Raw genomic sequence first — 22212 nt, 5'->3', positions numbered from 1 at the left:
GGCACGCCCGCTCCCACAAGGGATCGCGCATCTCTTGAGTTCAGCGCCAAACGTGTGGGAGCGGGCGTGCCCGCGAAGGGCTGCAAAGCAGCCCCAGTAACGCTTAACTGACAGGCATTAGGCTCAATGCCGGGTTTTTTTGCGCGCCGGATTTACATATGGCTTGCGGCGCAGCACGTTCGCGCTTCGCCGCATTGCAAGACCGGCGCTGCCATTTTTTTTCAGCAGGTAGCGCCTTGACCAGAGACCAACTCGAAACCCGGCAAACGCTCATCTACTTCGCCACCGTGCTGGCGGCCTGCGCTTTCGGCCTTTTCGCCGGTGCGGGTGCTTCAGTGCTGGAAGTGCTGATCACACCCGCCATCGCCGTGCTGATGTACGCCATGTTCTTGCAGATACCCTTTCTGGACCTGCGCGCGAGCCTGGCCAATCGACGCTTCATGGTTGCCTTGTTGCTGGCCAATTTCGTGCTGGTGCCCTTGCTGGTGTGGAGCCTGACGCGCGGGCTGACGGGCCAGCCGGCCTTGCTGGCAGGCGCCCTGCTGGTACTGCTGGCACCTTGCATCGACTATGTGGTGGTGTTCACACACATGGGCAAAGGCGATGCGCGGCTCATGCTGGCCGCCACCCCCGTGCTGTTGCTGCTGCAACTGCTGCTGTTGCCGTTTTACCTGGCGCTCATGCTCGACGATGGCCAGCCGTTGAACCTGGCGATAGGGCCCTTCGTGCAGGCGTTCGTGGCGATGATCGTCGTGCCGTTGGCCTTGGCCGTGTGGACCAGTGCCCTGGTCGGCAAGTGGCGGGGGGTGAGCCGATGGAACGATGCCTGGGCCTGGATGCCCGTACCGGCGATGGCGCTGGTGCTGTTCGTGGTGATCGCTTCACAGATCCGGATTGTGTTGCACGACCTGCCGCAACTGCTGCCCGTAGTGCCGGTTTACCTGGGCTTTGCGCTGGTGGCACCGGCCATCGGCTGGGCAACAGCGAGGCTGCTGGGCTTGCCGGCACAGCAGAAGCGCGCCGTGATGTTCAGTGCGGCGACGCGCAACTCGCTGGTGGTGTTGCCGCTGGCGCTCGCCTTGCCAGAGCAGTGGCGCACGCTGGCGGCAGCGGCGGTGATTACCCAGACATTGGTCGAGCTGGTCTGCGAGCTGGTCTACGTGCGGGCGATTCCGGCGATCGCCCGCACGTAAACGGCATCAGCTCACCACGTGCAGGTAATGCAAGTGGCGCTCGTACTGGTCGAGGATGTCGCCGATCACATCCTCGCGGCTCCAGCCCATGACATCGTAGTCCTGCCCGCCTTCGCGCAGGTACACCTCTGCCCGGAAGTATTTGCGCGCATCGCTGTTGTCATCGGCGTCGCGCATGACGAAGCTCGGCGTATTGAATGCCCGGGGGCGTACCTCGTACTTGAAGCGCCCTTCACCGGCATGGGAAAGCTCGAGCGTGATGCGGCCGTCTTCACGCTCATCCACGGTCACCTCATAGCCTTGTTTGCGCAGTTCCTGGGCCACTTCTTCGCATGCGGGCTTGACCACATCGGCGATGAAGCGGGTAACGTGCGCCCTACGCGGCATCATGGCGATGTTGCGCAAGCGGCGCTGCCAGCCGCCGTGGTTCTGACGGCCCTGCCGCTGACCTGGCAGTGCCTGGGTGCGCAGCCCACGCCGTGTGGCGTCCAGCCCCAGGGCCTTGAACAAACCCCAGATGGAAAACAGCAGGATGATCGCGAACGGCAAGGCGCTGGCAATGGTGGCCGCCTGCAATGCTTTCAGGCCGTTGGCCAGCAGCAGGGCAATGGCCACCGCGCCCATGGTGACCGACCAGAACACGCGCTGCCAGAGCGGTGAATGGCCCCTGCCGGAAGACGCCAGCATATCCACGACAAGCGCACCCGAGTCGGCCGAGGTAACGAAGAACACGACCACCATCAGCACTGCCAGCATCGAGATGGCCGTAGACCAAGGGAAGTGTTCGAGGAACGCGAACAAGGCCAGCGAGCTGTCCTGATCCACCACCGTGGCCAAGTCCTTGACACCGCCGTGCAGGATCATATGGATGGCCGAGTCGCCAAACACGGTCATCCACAGCAACGTGAAGCCGGCCGGGACGAACAGCACGCCACACACGAACTCGCGAATGGTGCGCCCACGGGAAATGCGCGCAATGAACAGCCCCACGAAGGGCGACCAGGACAACCACCAGCCCCAGTAGAGCAAGGTCCAGCCGCCAATCCAGTCGGTGGGTTCGTAGGCAAACAGGTTGAACGTCTTGTTGACGATATCGGACAGGTAGGCCCCTGTGTTCTGCACATAGGCCTGCAGCAGGAATACCGTAGGGCCTACCGCCAGCACGAAAAGCATCAGGACCACCGCGAGGCCCAGGTTGAGCTCCGACAGGATACGGATGCCCTTGTCCAGGCCGCTGGCCACCGACAGCGTGGCCAGTGCACAGGTAACCGCAATCAGAATGACCTGCACCGAGGTGCTGATCGGAAGGCCGAACAACTGGTTCAGCCCGCTGTTGATCTGCAGCACGCCGTAGCCCAGCGAGGTGGCGACGCCAAATACCGTGCCCAGGATGGCGAAGATGTCCACTGCATGGCCGATAGGGCCGTAGATACGCTCGCCGATCAAGGGGTACAGCGCCGAGCGCAGGGTAAGCGGCAGACCGTTGCGGAAACTGAAGTAGGCCAGGATCAACGCCACGATGGCGTAGATCGCCCAGGCATGCAGCCCCCAGTGGAAAAAGGTGATGTTCATGGCTTCGCGGGCGGCGGCCACCGTGTTGGGGTCACCCACGGGCGGGTTGATGAAGTGCATCACCGGTTCGGCCACACCGAAGAACATCAGGCCGATGCCCATGCCGGCAGAGAACAGCATGGCGAACCAGCTTTTGTTGGGGTAGTCGGGCTCGCTATGGTCCGGGCCCAGCTTGATGTCGCCATAGCGGCTTACGGCCAGGAAGACGACGCTGATCAGCACCAGTGCGACGGTGAGGATGTAGAACCAGGCTGCATTGGTGACGATCCACTGCTGAACATGCTCGAAGACGCTTTGGGCATGCGCCTGGAACATTGTGGCGTACAACACCAGTAACAGCACCAGTACTGCACTGGTGAAAAAGACAGGTGGGTTGATGGTGCTCCTGCGTTTCTGGTTTTCAGGCATAGGCGTTACTCCTTCGGGCGTTCAGCGCTGCGCTCCATCATTGGGCAGTCCGAACACGACTGCCCGTGGCGCATGATGCATGGAAGATGCTGAAACCTTACCGTCAGTTCCAGCAATTCCAAAACTTAGCCGCTTCGCTTGCCGTACAGAAGGCTTTGAACCTGTCAGCCGAGGTGACGCTTTAGCTCGGCAATGTGCTCGGGGCCAATGCCGCAGCAGCCGCCCACCATGCTGGCGCCGCGTTCACGCCAGTCCTTGGCCCAGGCGAGGTAGCCCGGTGGGTCCAGGTCTTCACGCAGCTCGTCCAGCCCATCGTTGGCGGTAGCCTCTTTGGGCTGCGGGGGGAAGGCGTTGGCGTAGGCACCGATGGCCACCTCTGCGCCTTGCTGGCCGATAACGGTACGGGCGACGTCAATGGCCGCGCCGATTACTTCCGGCTGGCTGCAGTTGAACAGCACCGCTGCGGCGCCCAGCCCGACTACCGCTTGCACGGCATCAGCCACCGGCTCACCGGAACGCAGGCGCGGCACCGTATCCACGTCCTCGTCCTGCAAAGTGAACGACACCCAGAACGGGCGGCCGTCTTCGGGCAGGTGCGCATGGATGGCACGTACTTCGGCGATGGCGCTCTGGGTTTCGGCCAGCCACAGATCAACGTGTGGCGCCAGGCCGGCGAGCAGCGGCTTCAATACTTCTTCGACCCGCTCAGGCTGGAACAGGTCAGGGCGGTAAGAGCCGAACAGCGGTGGCAGCGAACCCGCTACCTTGACCGGGTGTGCAGCGTTATCGGCGGCATGACGCGCCAGCTGGCCGGCGGTATTGGCCAGTTGCTGGCCTTCTGTAGCAAAACGTTGCTCGCCAATGTGGAACGGCACGACCGCATAGCTGTTGCTGGTAATGACCTGGGCACCCGCGGCAATGAACGCCGCATGCACACCCACCACGGCCTCGGGCGCCTCGGTCAGCGCCAGCGCCGACCATTCGGGCTGACGAAACGGTGCGCCGCTGCGCTGCAGTTCACGGCCCATGCCCCCGTCGAGAATAACCATCGCGCGCTGTGTCATATAACTACTCTGAAGGTATTTATGAATAAAATTCATTATGAGAGAAAGGTTTATAACTATTAAATACACTTTCTCTTTTTTGGCAAACTTTTCAGGTATGTACATGCGCTTTTCTACTGTGCTCGGCGCGGGCCTCGTGTTGCTCGCCACTGCGTCCCAGGCCCTGGCAGGCACCACGCTGGAGCGGGTTGAATCGCGCAAGGAAATGGTCAACGTGTTGATGGAGAGCTACCCGCCGTTCTCCTTCCTCAATGATCAGAACCAACTCGACGGCTTCGACGTGGATGTGGCCAAGGCTGTGGCCGACAAGCTTGGCGTGAAGCTGCGCCTGGAAACCCCGTCGTGGGACGTGATCGCCGCCGGCCGCTGGAGCGGCCGCTACGACATCTGCATCTGCTCGATGACGCCCAGCAAAGCCCGCGCCGAAGTGTTCGACTTCCCGGTGGAATACTACGCATCGCCGGCGGTGATCGTGGTCAATGCCAAGGATGAGCGCATTCATGGGGCCAAGGACCTGGATGGGCGCAAGGTAGGCTTGACCAGCGCCTCCAGCTACGAGAGCTACCTGAACAAGAACCTGGTGATCGAAGGCAAGGAAGACCAGAAGATCGACTACCCCTTCGACTTTGTGCAGATTGCGCCTTACGACACCGACAACGTCGCTTTCCAGGACCTGGGCCTGGGCGCGGGCGTGCGTCTGGATGCCATTCTTACCAACCTGGTGACCGCGCAGCCGCGCCTGACCCAGGACAAGCGCTTCAAGCTGGCCGGTGCCCCACTGTATGAAGAGCCCAACTCGGTGGCCATCGAAAAAGGCGACCCTGAATGGGATGCCAAGGTGCGCCAGGTGTTTGCCGAACTGAAAGCCGATGGCACGCTGGCCAAGCTGTCGCAGAAATGGATTGGCGCCGACATCAGCAAATGAGCACCTTCCCTTCTTCCCCCAAGCCCGCGGCCAAAGCCACGGGCGCCAGCCTGTTCGGCTTTCGCACCCGGCTGCTGCTGACCTGGCTGGCGCTGTTCGGTCTGTTCGTGGCGTTCTTCCTCAGCTTCGACCTGAAGTTTGCGATCATTGTGGAGAAGTTCCCCAACCTCGCCGGCTTCAAACTGGGCCCTAACGGCTTTTTGCAAGGCGCAGCGCTGACCCTGTTCCTGTGCCTGTGCTCGATGGTGGTCTCGGTGCTGCTGGGCTTTGCCGCAGCCCTGGCGCGCTTGTCCGGCAGTGCGGTGCTGGTCGGTATCGCCAGTTTCTACACGTCGTTCTTCCGCGGTACGCCGCTGCTTATCCAGATTCTGCTGATTTACCTGGGCCTGCCACAGGTCGGCCTAGTGCCCGGCGCAATCAGCGCAGGCATCATTGCGTTGTCGCTGAACTACGGCGCCTACCTCAGTGAAATCTTCCGCGCCGGCATTCTCGGCGTGGCGCGCGGCCAGCGCGAAGCGGCGCTGGCGCTGGGCATGCGCCCGCCGCAGACGTTCTGCTACATCGTGCTGCCCCAGGCCATGCGGGTGATCATTCCGCCCACGGCCAACCAGTTCATCTCGATGCTGAAGGATTCATCGCTGATTTCGGTGATGGGGGTGTGGGAAGTGATGTTCCTGGCCCAGTCGTACGGGCGCTCCAGCTACCGTTACCTGGAAATGCTGACCACCGCGGCAATCATCTACTGGGTACTGTCGATTCTGCTGGAGCTGGTGCAAGCGCGCCTGGAACGGCACTTCGGCAAGGCGTACCAGCGCTGAGCAGTGCCTGGGCGCAGCGGGCACATGCAAGAACGGTCGCCCGAAGGCGACCGCTGGTGGGTGGGGCGACAGTCGGCTAGTCCTTGCTGACGGCGTCCTTCACATCGCCCACCACTTGTTGGGCTTCACCCTTTTTCTCCTGCACCTTGCCCTTTACCTCCAGCTCGGTATTGCCAGTCGCTTTACCGACGGCTTGCTTGACCTTGCCAACCACTTCGTTGGCCATGCCTTTGACTTTGTCAGACGTGCTGCTCATGGTTTTTCTCCTTCAACGACATCCGTACATGTGGGTTGGGGTTACACCAGTGAAACGGGCAGACCTGGGCGGGTGATCACACATTCACGACCCGGGTCTTGCGTGACGACAGGGCGAAGCGGCCTGCCACAACGCTCAAGGCAGCGCCAAGCAGCAGGGTTACCAGCGTGCCCCAGGCGGCTTTGGACACGTTGCTGGCCGCTACCTGGGCAGCTTCACGCGCCTGTTGCTCTGCCTGGTCTTTCAGCACTTGCACCTGCTCGGCGGCTTGCTGGTAGGCACGGGCATAGTTATCCACGATCTGCTGGGCCTCCTGCTGGCTCTTGCCCGTGCGCGCCGCCACGATGTTGACCAGGGCCTGCTTGTCTGCCGCGCTCAGCGCAGGCTCACCGGCCTTGCGTACCCGGTCGAACCATTGCTTGAGCTGGTCAACGGCCTGGGTCGGGTCCTCGGCGGCAATACGGCCCGCCGACTCACCCTGCGCCTGCGCCTGATCGGCCTGCTGCTCCAGGTTCGACGGGTTCAGTTCGGCCTTGCCGGACTGCTGCAGGGTCTTGTTCAGCTCCGCTTCCAGGCTGTCCCAGTCGAGCGAAATGCCCTGCTTACCCAGGCGCTCTTTGATGCCTTGGCCGACTGCCGGTGCGGCGGCAGCCACACCATCCGCGGCAAGCGACAGGCCTTTACCGGCAATATTGCCGGCAGTGCCGACCACGCCCCCGGCCAGCGAAGCCAGCAGCCAGGTCGCCAGCAATGTGGTCACCGTCCAGCTCAACAGGCCATGCAGGCCACCGCGGCCCGGCGCCGTGCGGCCGGCAACCCAGGCACCGGCGGCGACCGAAACCAGGGTGCTGACGAACAACCACACCCCCGCACCGGTGCCAAAACCACGCAGCGGGTTGCCATCGGCCATCGCGTCAACGGCTCCGGCCCCGATGGCGGTGCCCAGCACACTGAGTACCAGGTAGGTAGCCAAGGCAATGGCCCCCCCGGCGAAAACTGCACTCCACGACACCCGCAGCGGGCTCACGGCATTTGCCGGGGTGCTTACATAGGCTTCAGTCATCTATGCATCCTCGTCAATGGGAACTGGCTGCACCGGCCACGGGTGCCTGATGCAACGTCATGGCCAGTTTGCGGGTCCCATGCAAGGGTGTATTGATGCATCTGCCCCACCCGCACTAGTGCATTGGCACCAATCTGCCGGTGCCTGCTGCGTTTATGCTCAACGCCAGTCACCACACCAGCCATTACCGACCGGGGGACGCCCATGAGCGACGCCGTGCTTGCCCGTGAAACCAACCGCCGCCAGCTGCAGCAGATAATTGCCGGGCTTTCGGATGGCGTGATGCTGCTGGAAGTGGACCAGACGATCATCTGGGCGAACGAAGCCGCCCTGCGCATGCACGGGGTCGACAGCCTGGAACAGCTGGGCGGTGACGCCGAGGGTTATCGCCAGCGCTTTGCCCTGCGCTACCGCAACAACCATCCACTGGAAGCCGACCAGTACCCCATTGCCCGCGTGGCGGCGGGGCAGGTGTTCAGCGATGTCGTGGTCGAGGTTTCGCCGGTTGGCGATGAGGAGGCGCGCAGCCGGGTACACCGGGTGCGCAGCATGGTGCTGGAAGACAGCAAGGGCGAGGCCGAGTCGTTGGTGCTGATACTGGCCGACGCTACCGAGTGGGCCAGCGCAGAGCAGCGCTTTGAAAAAACCTTCAACGCCAACCCTGCCCCCGCCGTTATCTGCCGCCTCAGCGACTTGCGCTTCATCAAGGTGAACCAGGGCTTTCTGGAAATGACCGGGCATGTGCGGGAAAACGTCATTGGCCGCTCGGTGTATGAAGTGGACGTGCTGGAAAACGCCGAGCGCAAGGAGCTGGCGATCGAGCGCCTGATAGAAGGCGCGACCATCCCGCAGATGCAGGCCGAGCTGCGCTTGCCAGAAGGTGGCACCAAGCTGGTGATCGTGGCCGGGCAGCCGCTGGACATGCACGAAGAGGATTGCATGCTGTTTTCGTTCACCGACCTGGAGCCCCGGCGCAAGGCGGAGAACGCCCTGCGCCAGAGCGAAGAGCGCTTTGCCAAGGCGTTTCGCCTGAGCCCGGTGCCGACCTTGCTGTGCAGCGCCGACAAGCAGCAACTGATCGATGCCAACGAAGCGTTCCTCGACAGCCTGGGCTACACCGCCCAGGCGCTGATCGGGAAAACCGTGGCCGAAATCGACTTCTTTGCCGACCGCGCGGTGGCAGCGCAGGTGTTCGATGCGCTGGAAAAGAGCGGGCGTATCGAGGCGCTGGATGTGAAGCTGCGCAAGAAAGGTGACGACCCGCTCGACTGCATGCTGCAAGCCGACACCGTGAGCCTGCTGGACACCCCGTGCTACCTGCTGGTGCTGATGGACATCACCGAGCGCAAGCGCTCGGAGCTGGAACTGGTCGAGGCGATCGAGACCGTCATGCAGGATGCATCGTGGTTCAGCCAGACCTTGATCGAGAAGCTGGCCAATGCCAAACGTATCAACACCGGCCGGTTGCCCGACGCCTCGTTCACCGACCTTACCCGCCGCGAGCGGGATGTGCTGGCGCTTATCTGCGAAGGGCTGGCCGACAAGGAGATTGCGGCGCGCCTGAACCTGGCGCTGAACACGGTGCGCAACCACGTGGCAACGGTTTATTCCAAACTCGATGTGCACAGCCGCAGTGAAGCGATCGTGTGGGCGCGGGAACGGCGTTTGTTCAGTACCTGATGGGTTGTTCGCGGCTGGGCCTGGCGCTGCCGCTGCCAGGGCCTACCCTTGACAGTATCCCGGTTGACCGCAAATACTCTGGCCAGATTCATATAGATGACCAAATAACAAGGTGAATCGTTCCATGATCGCACTCCTCGTCCCGATGCCTTTGCATGCTGGCCAGCCCGCACATTTGATTGCCCTGCCTGCACCTTCTGTTTGCCGCTGACGCGCCTGCCCAACCGAGACTCCTTGCATGACTCCCTTAGATATTCAGCTGTTGCTGACCGCCCTGGTCAGTGTTCTGGTGCTGGTGGCGCTGATCGTATCGCGCCTGAAGATGCACCCGCTTCTGGCCCTGCTGGTGGTGTCCATTGGCGTGGGCTTCGCGACCCATATGCAACCCGGCAGTATCGTTTCGCACCTGCTCACCGGTGCTGGCAAGACACTGGGTGCGGTCGGGGTGGTGATTGCCCTTGGCGCCATGCTGGGCAAGATCCTGGCGGATGCTGGCGTTACCGAACAGGTCGCCGATGTGATCCTCAAACGCACCCCCGACCGGCTGATCCCCTGGGCGATGATGATGGTGGCCTTCGTCATCGGCATCCCGATGTTCTTCGAGGTGGGCCTGGTGATCATGCTGCCGTTGATTTTCAGCGTGGCACGCAAGCTGGAGGGCAAGGCGCGCTTCAAGGGCTCTGCCTATGTGTACGTGGGAGTGCCAGTGATTTCCGCCTTGGCGGCCATGCATGGCATGGTCCCTCCGCACCCTGGCCCACTGACCGCCATTGCCGTGCTCAAGACCTCGGTCGGGCCGACCATGCTTTACGGCTTCCTCGCCGCGATCCCTGCCATGGTCCTGGGCGGCCCGTTGTACGGCATGTTCATTTCCCGGCGCATGAGCACCCGCCCCGATCAGGCACTGCTGGACCAGTTCACCCTGGCTGAGCAGGCCGACGGCCAACCCCGCCCCGGTGTATTGATCGGCATGCTGGCCGCGCTGCTGCCGGCGATCCTGATGCTGGTGCACGCCGTTGCCGAAATGCTGCTGCCCAAGGGCAATGCGCTGCTGGAATTGGCCAGCTTCCTTGGCAACCCACTGATCGCCATGCTGCTGGGCGTGCTGTTCGCAGGCTTCAGCCTGGTACTGGCGCGCGGTGGCAACGCCGAGCAGTTGCGCGATGCGCTGGGCAAAAGCCTGAAGCCGATTGCCTCGATCATCATGATCATTGCCGGCGGCGGCGCCTTCCAGGAGATGCTGACCAGCGCCAAGGTTGGCGATGCCATCGTGCACCTGACCCAGCAATCGGCATTCCCGCCGTTGATTCTGGGGTGGCTGATCGCCATGCTGCTGTCGGTGTCTACCGGCTCGGCCACCGTTGGCATCGTCGGCGCTGCCGGCCTGCTGGCCCCCTTGGCAGGTGCCGACCCCAGCCTGAACCTGCCCTTGCTGGCCCTGTCCATCGGCTGTGGCTCGCTGTTCTTCAACTATGCCAACCATGCCGGTTTCTGGATGGTGAAAGAGTCGTTTGGCATGACCATGGGGGAAGCGACCAAGACCATCTCGGTGGTGCAGTCGATCGTGGCGGTGGTGGGGTTGATCGTGGTGTTGGTGCTGAATGCGGCGGTTGCGGTGGGCTGAGCCGGGTGAGCGGGTGAGCGGGTGAGCCAGTTATCCTGGCTCACATGCCCTGGCGTCAGTAGCCGCGCTCCCTCAGCTTTTCTGCCAAGGGCGGGTAGTAGATTTGGCCAATCTCATCCGCAGCCCACCACGCCCAGTGCAACAGGCAGAGCGTAATGCCCCCCAGCACCAGATAGCCCTCCCAGCCAATCAGCTCGGTGACCTGATGCATCAAGCCAGGCAACTGGTAATGCGCCCCGACATTGGCGTTGGCAATGGCCATCACTACCAGCCCGAATACCAGGACACCGGCCTGGTAGCGCTGCTGACGCCACACCTCCCGTTGCTGGCTCTTGCTGCGCCAGTAGTTGAACAGGAACTCATTGCCTTCACGAAGGCTGTGCTCTTTCAAGGCGCTATAGGTCACGTGGTTGTGCAGCAGGGAGTAATCGCGCCGGCTCTGTAGCCAGTGCCAAGGGATGTAGGAACCAAGCATGACCGCGACCTGCGCAAGCACTGGAACGCACACCGACACGGCCAGGCAAAACACCACGACACTCACAAAGATCCGCCCGATATTCCCCCAAACCGTAGCCATGTTCCCCGAGAAATCCAGCAGAGTGGTCCCTAGGGCTGTCATGAAAGCCATATCCATGAACAGGCACACGTAGGTGAGTTTCAGGGCCCAGCGCACCTCCCAGGCTTTCTCGAATACTGGCCCCCGGCAGCCCGGCGATAGGGTTGGTTGTTTTCAGGCTGTCTCTGTTCTGATCCATGCAAAATCCTCGGCAGTTGGCATTGGCCAGTGAATGGTTACTGCAAAGTGCTGGCAGTGCGCCTTGCCTGATTACCATGCCCGAGAGCGGCGCAAGCGCTCCACTCAACTTGAGCCATTTGCTATTCCCTTGCGTCGCCACCTCACCCTGTAGGAGCGGCCTTGCGTCGCGATGGGCCGCAAAGCGGCCCCACTGCCAGCCTCGGACTCGCCGTTCATTACCCGCTATGGCGTCAGTCTGGTGCTTTTCGAGCTGGCCTGCACGGGCTGGGCTGTGGCGGTTTAAGGCCTACACCTACCCCGTTGGCGAAAGCCAGATCCCGAAGACCCACGCGAACATGGGCGATGCCCTCAGCCCTGATCACACGCCGGGTTAGCTGCATACCGCACCCACCCCGCAACCTCCGCGCCACCCCCCACCCGATCCTTGGGATGAACACGCCCTTCACTGACCGCCACCTCTGCAAAATCGAACGGGCTCATCCCGTCGATACACGCAACGTTCACCCCATACTGGTCCGGCGAGGAACGCCGCTGGTGGAAGGTGTAGATGCCGCATTTCGAGCAGAAGTAGTGCTTGGCTTCCCGGGTGTGGAACTGATAGAGCGTCAGCGCCTCTTCACCTTGGGTGACCGTGATATCGCCCAGATTGACCGACACCGCCACCGCCCCGCGCATACGGCACAGCGAGCAGTTGCACCTGCGTGCGGTGCGCAGACCATCGGTCAACCGCAGTGAGAAACGCACGGTGCCGCAATGGCAGGCTGCTTGGTAGACAGGGCGGTTATCGTTGTTGTCATCCGTCATGGCGTTTCTCCCGTTTGAAAGGCAAACCTGGCGATTCAGGGAACAAGCCAGATGTATTGGAAATACCTAGTCATTGGAGCGTACTACGGATTCCATTTGTCGCCTGCCCCACCACGCAGGCGGTATGGATCGAAAATCCTGTGGCCACGACAGCAAGCGCAAAGCAGGTGTTCATGCCTGACTTGACCAGACTCGACGCTGTGGAAACGTCCGGATCAACGATGTGCACGCTACGGCACTCTCTCGCCGGGGCGGCCGAGGTCGTGAACCGACCAAGACGCCCTCCAGCAAGCCATGACTCTGCTAATCGGTCGAGGCGCGCCCGGCTTGCTCCATTACCTTGCCACACTGCTCGCTGGCCAACCGGCTGATGATCCGGATCGCCTGGTGGATGCCGGCCGTATTGCGAAAGCTCAGGCGCGGGTTGTCTTCGCATTCCAGCATTTCGTCGTGCTGGACCAAGGCTTCGCCTAGCAGTTCGAGGGTCCAGGCGTAGCTTTGGAGGGTGGAGAGGCGTTCTTGGTCAGACATGGCGCACCCCTTGGTGGAGGGAGCTAAGGCCTGATGCATTGACAGTGATGTCGCTGAAAGCCTTCGAGAAACGACGGTGGGGAACGAATGCGGGGATTCTGAATAGATTTGAAGTGTGCATGCATGCCTTCCTTTTCGATTGAAGCACCGCCCTCACCGTCGCCAAACGGTTAGGGTGGCAGCTGTACGCAGGTTGGCGAACCGAGGAAAAGGAACTCGGCAGACCCGAAGGTCTCCCACGCACAGCCGCCATTACACGAAACTGCCGACGCAAAAAAAGCGCCTGCAATCGTGGTTGGGGGCGCCGATGCGCCTTTTCGTTCGGGTCGCCAAACCCGGCCGCGGAATTGGCCGCGACTGGGGGAAGGTATCGCTGCGGGGGCTTAAAAGCAAGGCTGTTTGCTGTGGGAGAAATCGCGGAAATGTGTGGGTAGATAGTCGGTCGAGGGGCGAGGCAGGGTTATGAATGTGAATTTGGTCTGTTGCGGGGTATCGCCCTCCAGCCTCAGGCGACGCAGGAACTCAAGCTCGCTCAGCACGTAGACCAGTGGCGAGTCAAAGGATGGGTTCAACAGCTGGAGATCGTGGTGAGAGAACTGAAGCATCTCGGAGTTATCTCTAGGAGGCGAATGCATTATCTCAAATTTTTTTGCTCTTATGCCCGTAAACACTGGGCTCAAGGCATATCAAAGAAAAGCATTATCTCAAATCCTCTGCAAGATTAAGTCAAAAAAGGCGGGGCGATAAGTCGATTGGGCGAGGGGCTGGGCGAACAGTACAAGCTAGGAAAGCGGCCTGCGAATTGTCAGACCCAACCTCTGGCAACCGGCACGACGCGTGAGTACATCGCTTGCTAACCGAAACTAGGATGTACTAACGAATGTACATAAATGCCGCAGAATGTGGCGTTTTAACGCCCATCGAGTCGGCGCAAAAAAACCGCCTAGGCGGCGGTTTCATTGGGATCCACGTATGGTGGTGAACCATCGCGGATTAAAGACTGGTGCAGGAGACAGACGTACGGTTGTTGGACGTGAGAGCCCGGTTTTCGCGGGGCTGGAATTTGGTGGATTTTTGATGTGCCTCATAGGGTATCTATAAGAAAATCAGCTAGTTATGGCTTTCGGTGGAATCGAATCGGGAATTGTGGAGGCTCAGGCGGGGTTGCTCCGCCCATGGTTTTAGTGAAGAGATCGGCCACAGTCCAGGCCTCATCCGAGAGTTCGGAATACTTTGCCATCATAGTTTTTCCGTAAATGGCTAGAAGACCTATAAAAATTTAGCTTACGAAGGCGCCGATTGAATTTCTCGAAGTTTCGTACAGAGTTCAAGGAAACTCATAAAATACTTTGAAACTGAGTACTACTTGGAGCTTCCAGGGTACGAACAACATCCTTAGCAAGCTTCAGTTCTAAAAAACCACACATAGAGCTCAGTTGCTAAGGATTGAGCGTAGCCTTGTTGCCCACATAAAATAATTATGAAAAATTAATTTCCCCGGCTAGTTCAATGCGCTTAAAGGCCAGCTCATTAAGGCCTCTTCTACTTCTAAACTCACGATCTTCAGTAGCAAACTCGATCACCATTGTGACTGCTCTTTGTAACTCTGATCGAAGTTGAGAGGCGCCAGCCGTTTCCGACAGCATCTTTGACCATTTTATCCATGGCGCGAGGACTCCCTCCATGTTATTTTTAAAATAAGGGTCTCTAGCAGCACCTATTAGATAACCAAACATTACAGCGATGCGATGCTCCAATACGCCCTCACCAATACGGTTCCCTGACAAAAACTCAATTACATCATTAGCGCAAAGTGCATCTTTTGAATACCGAGTGTAAAGCTGCGGATTTTCTTGCCTCAACACCAACAGAGGCACAATGATTGATTCGTCAAGATAATGATTATGAGGAATACTGCGAAAAATAAGCTTTAGCCTGCCAATCAGCTGATTGATGTCGCGTGGGGTGTACTCAAATCGAAGCGCGAGATATGCCATAAGTTCGGTTATGTGTTCAAGATCATAACGACCTTCTTTTCGCGCTTTGAAATAGTCTGAAATCTCTGGCTCGTCCAGCCTTGCGGAAATGTACTCCTTGATAGATGGCGTGCGAAGTAGATAATCTATGTCAATGAATCTCTTAAGGTACTGAGTGCCATTGAACGACGTACCGTAGACTCCTTGAATGCTTTTACCCAATTGATCTCTATTCATCGCAAGTATAAAAATGATTCGATCAAGATCAAAAAGATGTTTTACTCGCTCCAGCATCTCAATTGCATAAGTAGGCCGACATCTATCTAGCTCATCAATAAATATCACTAGATTGTTCTGGTCTCCTGGCAGAGCTTCTAGAGCTAAAGACAATTGGCTTTTAAATTGCTCTAACGACTTCTGCTTCACATTAAAGCTGTCTACGATATCGCCGACCGTACCTCCGACTACGTCACTGGCCAGCTTCTCTAGCTCTTTGTCTATGTCTAACATGCCAAACGATGCCGCTTTGGCCGCAGCGACAGCAGAAGATTTGAGTATACCAGGAACAAATTTTTTGGCCTTTTTCCAAGCTGCTTGCGCTTTGGACTCTTCGTTTTCAGCAGCTATCCACTTATCAAATGTCGATATCAGCGGAAGCAGTGGATCGTCTGCAAAATCATTTTCCCAAGCGTTCAAGTATAGGCTTTTCATTTCAAGTGTTCGCAAATACTGCGACCACAATTTAAGGAACGTTGTTTTCCCTGCGCCCCATGGCGCATCCAAACAAATTACAAGCGGTGCTTGCGCATCAATTAGCAGCGGAGTTAAGTTCTCGATCTCTGTCCGCCTTGAAAGCTTGTCTTCACTGCAGGGCCACTGATTGCCTTCAATGGGTATTTCTTTGCATCTAGCTGAGAATTTTCGTTTTGCGTCGCTGCTGGCATTTTCCATGTTGAACTCCTTGCATATGCGAGGTTACAAACTATTTATCGGGTCTTGTAATGCTTGTGAGTCTAGCTGCTCAGTGTAGATGCCAGAGAATCTCAGAAGGATAGATTGCCCAACTGAAATATCCACTTCTCTAGAGGCAAGGATGCTGCGCGCAAGGCTCACTTGGAAGAAAAAGAGGACTGATTTATTTTTCATGGAAATGCATCAAAAAAAGAATCTATCCCCTGGGGTCGTAAGGTTACTGAAAAATCCAGAGTCACTCTGTCAGTGACAATCACCAATTTCTTCAAAACAGGAAGCGCCTTCTATTGCTAGATTTTCTCATTCCTAAGTCTCGGCGAATGTCTTGCCAGGCCAACTCAAGCACTTCACTGGCTTGCGAGTTTAACTTATTAATAAGAGCACCTAACTCAGTTCGCCCGGACTTTAATTCTTGCACGATTTCTTCCATCGTGCGCGTCAGCTGTTTTGAAGACTCTTTCCTGCTGTCCAACATGAGCTCGATAACGCTTTGAATGTAGATCAACTCGCTGAATATTTCGTCTGAAATATCTTTCAGCAAGTAGTCCTCATCGCTCTCAAGCTTGAAGTGGATCAAAACAATTTTAGAAGAAAATTCCGCGATTTTTGCCCTGAGGCTACTTTGCCATTCGTGCCTAAAGTTTGCGGACGAAGACTTAATTTGACTTTGCTGTGACTGCTTAGCAAACCAGGCAATGGCAAGCCCTACTACAAGAGATGCGGTTACTGCCGGCCAATCAGTATCGTTCTCTACTTTTACGGTGTAGACCTTTTTATCAGAAATTTCCAGTGTCGCTTGCATGGCCGCGTCAGCCTTAGCAGTTGCAGGAAGCAGTTGACCTATATTGATACTAATACTGCGATCATCACTTACATTTTGCGAGTGGCTTTCTGGTTCAGGCGGGCACGCTGGTGCTGACGCCGCTCTGAATGTAGGTTTTTGGGGAATTGGGCAGTCCATGATCTAGCTTGTGAGTCCTTTGAGGGCGGCTACGGATACGAGATTTCATCGAAATGGTTTCAGCTTAGCCATTCCGTAGTGAGTTATATTACGTTAACAACGTCGGCCAAAAAATGTCATCTGTTCTAACCCTCAAAAGACTTCCCACATCATCCGCGAAGCGCCGCCAGGGTCCTGTTAACGCTGGATAGCCGGTTTGTGCGGTGCTGAGCCAAGTCACCGCGCCCAACCTCGCCGCACAGATACGCTGCGATCAATCTACCGCGCATCATTGAAACCAGGCCCCTGTTTGGAGCGGCACCATTTCACGAATGCCTGCCACCGATGACTGTGCGCTTTGACCGTGCCGTAGTGACCACCGCCGAAAATATCTTTCAACGCCTGCGGCCCTGCATAGCTCAACTGTCTGCCGTAACCGAAATTACGGCCATCGCGCCTGCCCACCAATGCCATATCGATCACCTCATCTTCCGTTCTCCGATCCTCGCCCCACGTCATCCCGCCAAGAATGCTGAGTGTTATCAGGGATCAAGGCCCCTGCGACCTGTGGGGAATGTCCACTACGCGGGACTGGCGGCTCCTTACGTCGGGGAGCAAGGGCATCTCATGATCTGGCCTCCTGAGCACCGTTCCTGGAAGCGCTGGCTATGCGGTTCGCGATCTTCCGAAACAGGAAGAATGTCGGTGAAGATGATTTCGAGCGTGGCGGTGCTAGTGAGATCCGAATCGTGCCCGTAGTCGGCGGGAGCAAACGCGGGGGTACACTGCAGACGATCGTGGGGGCTGTGATGGTCGTGGTCGGCCTTGTGATTACCGGCGGCACGTTCGGCGCCGGGGCTCCATTCGGCTCAGCCATGATAACGATGGGCGCCTCAATGATGGTCGGCGGCGTGATACAAATGCTCAGCCCCCAGGCAAAAGGGCTTTCTCAAAACGGCGCCCCAGAAAACCTGCCTTCGTATGCCTTCGGTTCCGCCAAGAACACCACTGCCAGCGGCAACCCTGTACCGATTTGCATCGGAGAACGACGCTGGGGCGGAGCGATTATATCCGCCTCAATCGAAGCACAAGATAAATGAAAGCAAGCTCACGAGGACTTCTTGCCAAGCTCCGCTGCGCTGGCTATCGCCTTTTCTACCAAGTTGGTGGCAGCACCTACAACTGCCGGATCAGCTGGGCCAGTCTCGGCATTTGAAAATGCGCTTTGCCCACTTATATTCCAGTGGGCAAAGGCTTCCTTGACCTCTTCCCATTGAGCGTTAGCCCCATAAGTATCAAGATAAAACTCTCCAAAACGAATAGCATGGGCTCTCTCCCCAAGTTTCAAAGACTCATGCATATAAGACTTACTGAAAACAAAAGAGTACCTGGCGAGGAAGCCGCAAAGCCCGACCACGACCAACCCTCTAAAGAGGTGGAAAAAGTAATAAGCTAGACCTGCCCCTGATGCATGATGAAAGTTATCAGAGCTGTTAACCATAGTAAGAACGGCGATAATAACACCGATTACTAGCGAAAAAGCGCCTGCGACCGCCCAGGCTATGGATATCCCGTGGAACCGGCTCTCTTTCGAGCTTAGGAGGCCCAGCGCGTCCTTCACAAATCGTTTAGAGTTTCCTTGCAGAGCTTTTTGGCTCTCTTCTGTAAGCCTTTTCTTTTCGAGCTCCAACTCTTTCCTTTGCTCTTCTAGAGTCATACGGAATGAAATAAGCTCATCTTTATCGGCAATCATTTGAGCCTGCTGCTCAGCTAGCCTCGACTCGAGAGCTTCTCTTCGTTGAGACAGAATTTGCTCTTGCTTTGAAAGCATTTCATTTCGTTGCTCTATCGAGGCCAGAAGCTCTGTTTCGCGTTGCGCGAAAATATTACGCTCCTGCTGCATCCTGCTCTCGATGTAATCTTCCCGCTCTGCTAACTGTTTACGCAGGCTGTCGAGTTCTTTTTCCCGTTTGGCTAGGACTGCGTATTGACGGCGCGACTCAAGGGCTGCAGCTTCAGAATCATGAACCGCCATTACTTGACCTATGGATTGGTGGGAAAGGTAGGAATGATACATCGAGGTATGCCTAGGCTGATACGGGCAATTTGAGCCTTTGCCAGACTTTTCGCTTGATAAGTACCACCCAAAATGCAACAGCCTTAGGACAACACCCTAACTGATACAGGTTGCACTATGTTCATCCGCGCCTACCTCCGAGCATCCACCGACGAGCAAGACGCCGGCCGCGCCCGGGCCTCACTGGAGAAATTTGCCACCGACCATAACAAGGTCATCGCCTGTGAGTACCTGGAGAGCGCCAGCGGTGCCGCCGCAGATCGGCCGGAGCTGTTGCGCCTGCTCAAGGATGCCCGCAAGGGGGACGTGTTGCTGGTCGAATCGATCGACCGCCTCTCCCGCCTCCCTGCTGATGACTGGACCAAGCTCAAGGGTGCCATCGACGCCAAGGGCCTACGCATCGTCGCGCTCGACCTGCCCACCAGCCATCAGGGTATGCGTGACACGCAAGGCGACGAGTTAACATGCCGGATGCTTGCCGCGATCAACTCGATGCTGGTGGAGATGATGGCGGCAATCGCTCGGAAGGACTACGAACAGCGGCGAGAGCGCCAGGCCCAGGGTATCCAGAAAGCCAAGGCGGCAGGTAAATACCAAGGTCGACCGGTGGACGAGGAGCTGCACAAGCGCGTCAAGGAGCTGCTAGGCGCCGGCCTGGGCATCCGGGCGACGGCCAGGCACGCGAACTGCTCAACCACTACGGTCCTTCGGATCAGACAGCAAGCTGGCGATTGACCTCAGGAGCTTGGTGGCGGTGGAGGTGGACGATGCCCCAAGGCAATCGCTGTTTGACGCTGAGCAGAAGTCAAAGCAGGCCACAGCGTGTGGACTTGCTGCAGCCTCATGGCTTGCAAGTCTCGTTTGTGCTGATCACGCCTCAGGCACACCTTAAAGAAAGTCGGTGAGTGCTCGATTTTCGCCACGCTCAACCGCCAAAGGACCATGGCAGCGAACTTTGGAGTCAGATGCTCGTGCTTTCGATAGTAAGCAAGTGCTGCGATAAGTCGCTCATCCTTTTCGGCTGCCGCCAGTCGCTCCAGTGATGCAATGCAGGTGCGCCGTCGCGTCTCGGTGAGCAAGCGATTTAACTTGCGCTCTCGGTCCTTACCCGAGAGCAAAACGCCCTTCTCAAGAACGGCCACATCAAACCTTAGAATGCAGCTTGAGCCTACCCATAGCCTGCGACGAGTAATGCGATTCGCAATCTCGTACTGATATCTGAGGTCCTCTTGATCGCATAGCTGACACGTTTCGATCGCCTGCTCATGATCGATCATGCCATCAGTTACCGCCCACTCTTTGAAAGCCACACTGAGAGTCTGGCTTTGAGAAAGGGGGAGGATATTAGCAGCAACGCGTTCGGAGAATGCTGTCATGGCAGATTTCACCTATCCAGGGCATCTAGCCCAAAATGATTAGCGCATCCATGCAAAAGATAATGATGAATCAGAAAAGAGGGTCACCGCGAAATCTAGGTCGATCGACTAGGTCTGCGGATAAATCTGCTGTCACGCTGCTGTCAGCGTGGAACTTAGGAAGCTGATCTTCCCGCTTAAAGCCTTGATTTTACTGGTGCCGGAGACAGGAATCGAACCTGCGACCTTCGCGTTACGAGTGCGCTGCTCTACCGACTGAGCTACACCGGCGTGTAGCGCAACGTACCACTGCTCGCACCTGTTACGCAAACCCCTGTTTCCACTACTTTATTGCCCTGCCCTCAGACCCCCTTGCAGCCCTTCGGCGCCAGATCTTCTTCGATGTCGGTGGTGCACGCCCAGCCCGTCGCCGAGCGGGTCAACGTCAGGGCCTTGCCCAGCACGGTGGCCGGTGCGTCCACCAGGGTGCAAACCAGGCTGCCGCTGCTATCGGCCGCCTTGCCGTTGGCGGTGATCGCGCAATGGGCCGTTGCCGGCTGGCCGCCCAGTTCGGCTACGCCGGCTACATCCTTGCCGTCGTTCAGGCGCAGGTCCATCGCCGTTTTCAGGGCGCTGATTTCCAGCAAGCCAGCCGCAGCCTTGGAGCGGGCCTGGTGGTTGGTGTACATCGGTAAGGCGATGGTCGCCAGAATGCCGATGATCGCCACAACGATCATCAGTTCGATCAGGGTGATACCGCGTTGCCCTTTCATGAACAGTTTCCTTTTTGATACGCGTACTCGTTAGGGTCAATCTCGCCCCAAGCGACAGCGGCGCAGTAGGCCTGAACAGTCACCTTTTGTCACTCCTGCCTGCTTGGGCTTCATCATCGCTGAACTACTCTAGTGAGCATCATGGACGCGCGCCCTGGCATAGGCGCGGCAAGCTGTTTCCAGGCTTGTCGCACGGGCAACAAAAGGACCTTCGCATGACCACTACCACCCCCCTCTACAGCTGGCACGGCACCGACGCCAATGGCGCGCCGGTCAGTGGCCAAACGCCTGGGCCCAGCCCGGCCCATGTACGTGCCGGGTTGATTCGCCAAGGCATCAACGTGGCCAGTTTGCGGCCGGCCAGCGGGCTCGGCCTCAAGCTGCCAAAGCGCCGGGAAAAGGCCGACCCGGCGGGTTTCAGCCGGCAGTTGGCGACCTTGCTCAAGGCCGGGGTGCCGCTGTTGCAGGCGTTCGAGGTGATGGGGCGCAGTGGCTGTGGTGCCGCCCTGGCTGCGCTGCTGGTTAGATTGAAACAGGATGTAGCTGCGGGCCTGGGGCTGGCGAATGCGTTGCAGCGCCACCCGGGCTGGTTCGATGCGCTTTACTGCAACCTGGTACGGGTGGGCGAACAGTCGGGCACGCTGGACCGGCAGCTGAAGCAGCTGGCAGGCATGCTGGAACAGCGGCGGGCGCTGCAGAAGAAGGTGCGCAAGGCGATGGTCTACCCGTTGCTGCTGTTGCTGACCGGGCTGGGTGTGTCGGCGGTGTTGTTGCTGGAGGTAATACCCAGGTTCGAGGACATGTTCGCAGGCATGGGCGCGCAATTGCCGGCATTTACCCAGTGGGTGATCGACTTGTCCACAGGGTTCGGCCGGTTTGCGCCGATGTTGCTGGCGCTGGGCCTGGTGCTAGGTTTTGCCGGGCGCCAGCTGTGCCGCCGGCATGCGCCTGCGCGGTTGTGGCTCGGGCGCCTGGTGTTGGGCTTGCCGGTATTCGGCACGCTGCTGGGGCAGGCGGCGTTGGCGCGCTTTGCGCGTAGCCTGGCAACCGCTTATGCGGCCGGGGTGCCCTTGCTGGATGCCCTGGGTACGGTGGCACGGGTGACCGGGGGCCAGTTGCATGAACAGGCGGTGCTGCGCTTGCGCCAGGGTATGGCCAATGGGCAGGGGCTGAACCAGGCGATGGCGGGTGAGCCGCTGTTTCCACCCTTGCTGGTGCAACTGACGGCCATAGGTGAAGCCAGCGGCACGCTGGACACGATGCTGGAAAAAGCCGCCAGCCATTATGAGGAACAGGTCAGCCAGGCGCTGGACCAGTTGACCAGCTTGCTGGAGCCGGCCATCGTGCTGGTCCTGGGCTTGCTGGTGGGTGGCCTGGTAGTGGCGATGTACCTGCCGATCTTCCAGTTGGGTAGCTTGATCTGA

19 protein-coding genes, 1 tRNA gene and 3 pseudogenes are annotated in these 22212 nt (G+C 58.4%); 8 read left to right on the top strand and 15 right to left on the bottom strand.

Going from position 1 to position 22212, the window contains the following annotated elements; genetic code table 11:
• The first annotated feature begins 236 nt into the window (after window positions 1-236).
• The gene (locus L1P09_RS03220; RefSeq protein WP_235768464.1) at window positions 237-1193 is read left to right on the top strand and encodes an arsenic resistance protein; all 957 of its coding nucleotides are present in this window, start codon (window positions 237-239) and stop codon (window positions 1191-1193) included.
• Window positions 1194-1199: 6 nt separating this feature from the next.
• On the opposite strand, the gene L1P09_RS03215 is transcribed toward L1P09_RS03220, so the two are convergent.
• Window positions 1200-3173: a BCCT family transporter gene (locus L1P09_RS03215; RefSeq protein ID WP_235768463.1), complete on the bottom strand. Its 1974-nt coding sequence runs from the start codon at window positions 3171-3173 to the stop codon at window positions 1200-1202.
• 164 nt (window positions 3174-3337) lie between these two features.
• The gene (locus tag L1P09_RS03210; RefSeq protein ID WP_177331320.1) at window positions 3338-4222 is read right to left on the bottom strand and encodes a homocysteine S-methyltransferase family protein; all 885 of its coding nucleotides are present in this window, start codon (window positions 4220-4222) and stop codon (window positions 3338-3340) included.
• Between the two features lie 118 nt (window positions 4223-4340).
• Here L1P09_RS03210 and L1P09_RS03205 point away from each other — a divergent pair, with 118 nt between their 5' ends.
• Both L1P09_RS03205 and L1P09_RS03200 read left to right on the top strand, forming a co-directional pair.
• The gene (locus L1P09_RS03205; protein WP_009686082.1) at window positions 4341-5162 is read left to right on the top strand and encodes an ABC transporter substrate-binding protein; all 822 of its coding nucleotides are present in this window, start codon (window positions 4341-4343) and stop codon (window positions 5160-5162) included.
• On the top strand, window positions 5159-5980 hold the full coding sequence (locus tag L1P09_RS03200) for an amino acid ABC transporter permease (RefSeq protein ID WP_029884901.1): 822 nt from the start codon (window positions 5159-5161) through the stop codon (window positions 5978-5980). Before L1P09_RS03205 ends, L1P09_RS03200 begins: the two co-directional genes overlap by 4 nt.
• Window positions 5981-6056: 76 nt before the next feature.
• On the opposite strand, the gene L1P09_RS03195 is transcribed toward L1P09_RS03200, so the two are convergent.
• Together L1P09_RS03195 and L1P09_RS03190 are read right to left on the bottom strand one after the other, a co-directional pair.
• Window positions 6057-6236: a CsbD family protein gene (locus L1P09_RS03195; RefSeq protein ID WP_029884902.1), complete on the bottom strand. Its 180-nt coding sequence runs from the start codon at window positions 6234-6236 to the stop codon at window positions 6057-6059.
• 76 nt (window positions 6237-6312) lie between these two features.
• Window positions 6313-7299, bottom strand: a complete 987-nt coding sequence (locus L1P09_RS03190; RefSeq protein WP_009686079.1) for a hypothetical protein — start codon at window positions 7297-7299, stop codon at window positions 6313-6315.
• Window positions 7300-7503: 204 nt separating this feature from the next.
• Between L1P09_RS03190 and L1P09_RS03185 the strand changes: the two genes are divergently transcribed.
• Together L1P09_RS03185 and L1P09_RS03180 are read left to right on the top strand one after the other, a co-directional pair.
• Window positions 7504-8979 carry a PAS domain S-box protein gene (locus tag L1P09_RS03185; protein WP_235768462.1) on the top strand — a complete coding sequence of 492 codons (1476 nt, stop codon included), beginning with the start codon at window positions 7504-7506 and terminating at the stop codon, window positions 8977-8979.
• A gap of 238 nt (window positions 8980-9217) precedes the next feature.
• The gene (locus L1P09_RS03180; protein WP_232892558.1) at window positions 9218-10603 is read left to right on the top strand and encodes a GntP family permease; all 1386 of its coding nucleotides are present in this window, start codon (window positions 9218-9220) and stop codon (window positions 10601-10603) included.
• 55 nt (window positions 10604-10658) lie between these two features.
• Here L1P09_RS03180 and L1P09_RS03175 read toward each other — a convergent pair whose 3' ends face one another.
• The 7 genes and pseudogenes from L1P09_RS03175 to L1P09_RS03145 all read right to left on the bottom strand — a co-directional run.
• Window positions 10659-11222, bottom strand: coding sequence for a hypothetical protein (locus L1P09_RS03175; protein ID WP_235768461.1), 564 nt, complete (start codon window positions 11220-11222; stop codon window positions 10659-10661).
• Window positions 11223-11708: 486 nt separating this feature from the next.
• On the bottom strand, window positions 11709-12164 hold the full coding sequence (locus tag L1P09_RS03170) for a GFA family protein (protein ID WP_235768460.1): 456 nt from the start codon (window positions 12162-12164) through the stop codon (window positions 11709-11711).
• A gap of 303 nt (window positions 12165-12467) precedes the next feature.
• The gene (locus L1P09_RS03165; protein WP_235768459.1) at window positions 12468-12695 is read right to left on the bottom strand and encodes a hypothetical protein; all 228 of its coding nucleotides are present in this window, start codon (window positions 12693-12695) and stop codon (window positions 12468-12470) included.
• A 455-nt stretch (window positions 12696-13150) separates the two neighbouring features.
• Window positions 13151-13300 (bottom strand): annotated as a pseudogene (locus L1P09_RS03160) (Fic family protein); the annotation flags it as partial.
• 873 nt (window positions 13301-14173) lie between these two features.
• Window positions 14174-15622 carry a KAP family P-loop NTPase fold protein gene (locus L1P09_RS03155; protein ID WP_235768457.1) on the bottom strand — a complete coding sequence of 483 codons (1449 nt, stop codon included), beginning with the start codon at window positions 15620-15622 and terminating at the stop codon, window positions 14174-14176.
• A gap of 286 nt (window positions 15623-15908) precedes the next feature.
• Entirely contained in the window at window positions 15909-16604 is a 696-nt protein-coding gene (locus tag L1P09_RS03150) for a hypothetical protein (RefSeq protein ID WP_235768455.1), read from the bottom strand.
• A gap of 152 nt (window positions 16605-16756) precedes the next feature.
• Window positions 16757-17057, bottom strand: a pseudogene (locus L1P09_RS03145) (integrase domain-containing protein); the annotation flags it as partial.
• Window positions 17058-17236: 179 nt separating this feature from the next.
• On the opposite strand from L1P09_RS03145, the pseudogene L1P09_RS03140 reads away from it, so the two are divergent.
• Window positions 17237-17683 (top strand): annotated as a pseudogene (locus tag L1P09_RS03140) (tail assembly protein); the annotation flags it as partial.
• Between the two features lie 8 nt (window positions 17684-17691).
• Here the strand turns inward: L1P09_RS03140 and L1P09_RS03135 are convergent.
• A complete protein-coding gene (locus tag L1P09_RS03135) occupies window positions 17692-18660 on the bottom strand; it encodes a hypothetical protein (RefSeq protein ID WP_235768453.1) in 969 nt (322 codons plus the stop codon).
• A gap of 117 nt (window positions 18661-18777) precedes the next feature.
• On the opposite strand from L1P09_RS03135, the gene L1P09_RS03130 reads away from it, so the two are divergent.
• Window positions 18778-19395: a recombinase family protein gene (locus tag L1P09_RS03130; protein ID WP_235768452.1), complete on the top strand. Its 618-nt coding sequence runs from the start codon at window positions 18778-18780 to the stop codon at window positions 19393-19395.
• Window positions 19396-19397: 2 nt separating this feature from the next.
• On the opposite strand, the gene L1P09_RS03125 is transcribed toward L1P09_RS03130, so the two are convergent.
• The 3 genes from L1P09_RS03125 to L1P09_RS03115 form a co-directional block, all read right to left on the bottom strand.
• Complete coding sequence (locus L1P09_RS03125; protein ID WP_235768451.1) at window positions 19398-20036, bottom strand: hypothetical protein; 639 nt, start codon at window positions 20034-20036, stop codon at window positions 19398-19400.
• Between the two features lie 194 nt (window positions 20037-20230).
• Window positions 20231-20306: transfer RNA gene (locus L1P09_RS03120), tRNA-Thr, on the bottom strand.
• Between the two features lie 71 nt (window positions 20307-20377).
• Complete coding sequence (locus L1P09_RS03115) at window positions 20378-20788, bottom strand: pilin (RefSeq protein ID WP_235768450.1); 411 nt, start codon at window positions 20786-20788, stop codon at window positions 20378-20380.
• A gap of 215 nt (window positions 20789-21003) precedes the next feature.
• On the opposite strand from L1P09_RS03115, the gene L1P09_RS03110 reads away from it, so the two are divergent.
• Window positions 21004-22212: a type II secretion system F family protein gene (locus L1P09_RS03110; RefSeq protein WP_235768449.1), complete on the top strand. Its 1209-nt coding sequence runs from the start codon at window positions 21004-21006 to the stop codon at window positions 22210-22212.

This window comes from Pseudomonas juntendi, assembly GCF_021560075.1.
Lineage (GTDB): Bacteria > Pseudomonadota > Gammaproteobacteria > Pseudomonadales > Pseudomonadaceae > Aquipseudomonas > Aquipseudomonas juntendi.
Note: the sequence above shows the minus strand (reverse complement) of the source record. Positions and strands in the feature narration are given on the sequence as shown.

Bases quoted from the DNA above. Each gene is read 5' to 3' on its own strand.
- L1P09_RS03215 (WP_235768463.1), bottom strand. From the start codon at position 3,173: ATGCCTGAAAACCAGAAACGCAGGAGCACCATCAACCCACCTGTCTTT.
- L1P09_RS03210 (WP_177331320.1), bottom strand. From the start codon at position 4,222: ATGGTTATTCTCGACGGGGGCATGGGCCGTGAACTGCAGCGCAGCGGC.
- L1P09_RS03205 (WP_009686082.1), top strand. From the start codon at position 4,341: ATGCGCTTTTCTACTGTGCTCGGCGCGGGCCTCGTGTTGCTCGCCACT.
- L1P09_RS03200 (WP_029884901.1), top strand. From the start codon at position 5,159: ATGAGCACCTTCCCTTCTTCCCCCAAGCCCGCGGCCAAAGCCACGGGC.
- L1P09_RS03195 (WP_029884902.1), bottom strand. From the start codon at position 6,236: ATGAGCAGCACGTCTGACAAAGTCAAAGGCATGGCCAACGAAGTGGTT.
- L1P09_RS03190 (WP_009686079.1), bottom strand. From the start codon at position 7,299: ATGACTGAAGCCTATGTAAGCACCCCGGCAAATGCCGTGAGCCCGCTG.
- L1P09_RS03185 (WP_235768462.1), top strand. From the start codon at position 7,504: ATGAGCGACGCCGTGCTTGCCCGTGAAACCAACCGCCGCCAGCTGCAG.
- L1P09_RS03180 (WP_232892558.1), top strand. From the start codon at position 9,218: ATGACTCCCTTAGATATTCAGCTGTTGCTGACCGCCCTGGTCAGTGTT.
- L1P09_RS03175 (WP_235768461.1), bottom strand. From the start codon at position 11,222: ATGACAGCCCTAGGGACCACTCTGCTGGATTTCTCGGGGAACATGGCT.
- L1P09_RS03170 (WP_235768460.1), bottom strand. From the start codon at position 12,164: ATGACGGATGACAACAACGATAACCGCCCTGTCTACCAAGCAGCCTGC.
- L1P09_RS03165 (WP_235768459.1), bottom strand. From the start codon at position 12,695: ATGTCTGACCAAGAACGCCTCTCCACCCTCCAAAGCTACGCCTGGACC.
- L1P09_RS03155 (WP_235768457.1), bottom strand. From the start codon at position 15,622: ATGGAAAATGCCAGCAGCGACGCAAAACGAAAATTCTCAGCTAGATGC.
- L1P09_RS03150 (WP_235768455.1), bottom strand. From the start codon at position 16,604: ATGGACTGCCCAATTCCCCAAAAACCTACATTCAGAGCGGCGTCAGCA.
- L1P09_RS03135 (WP_235768453.1), bottom strand. From the start codon at position 18,660: ATGTATCATTCCTACCTTTCCCACCAATCCATAGGTCAAGTAATGGCG.
- L1P09_RS03130 (WP_235768452.1), top strand. From the start codon at position 18,778: ATGTTCATCCGCGCCTACCTCCGAGCATCCACCGACGAGCAAGACGCC.
- L1P09_RS03125 (WP_235768451.1), bottom strand. From the start codon at position 20,036: ATGACAGCATTCTCCGAACGCGTTGCTGCTAATATCCTCCCCCTTTCT.
- L1P09_RS03115 (WP_235768450.1), bottom strand. From the start codon at position 20,788: ATGAAAGGGCAACGCGGTATCACCCTGATCGAACTGATGATCGTTGTG.
- L1P09_RS03110 (WP_235768449.1), top strand. From the start codon at position 21,004: ATGACCACTACCACCCCCCTCTACAGCTGGCACGGCACCGACGCCAAT.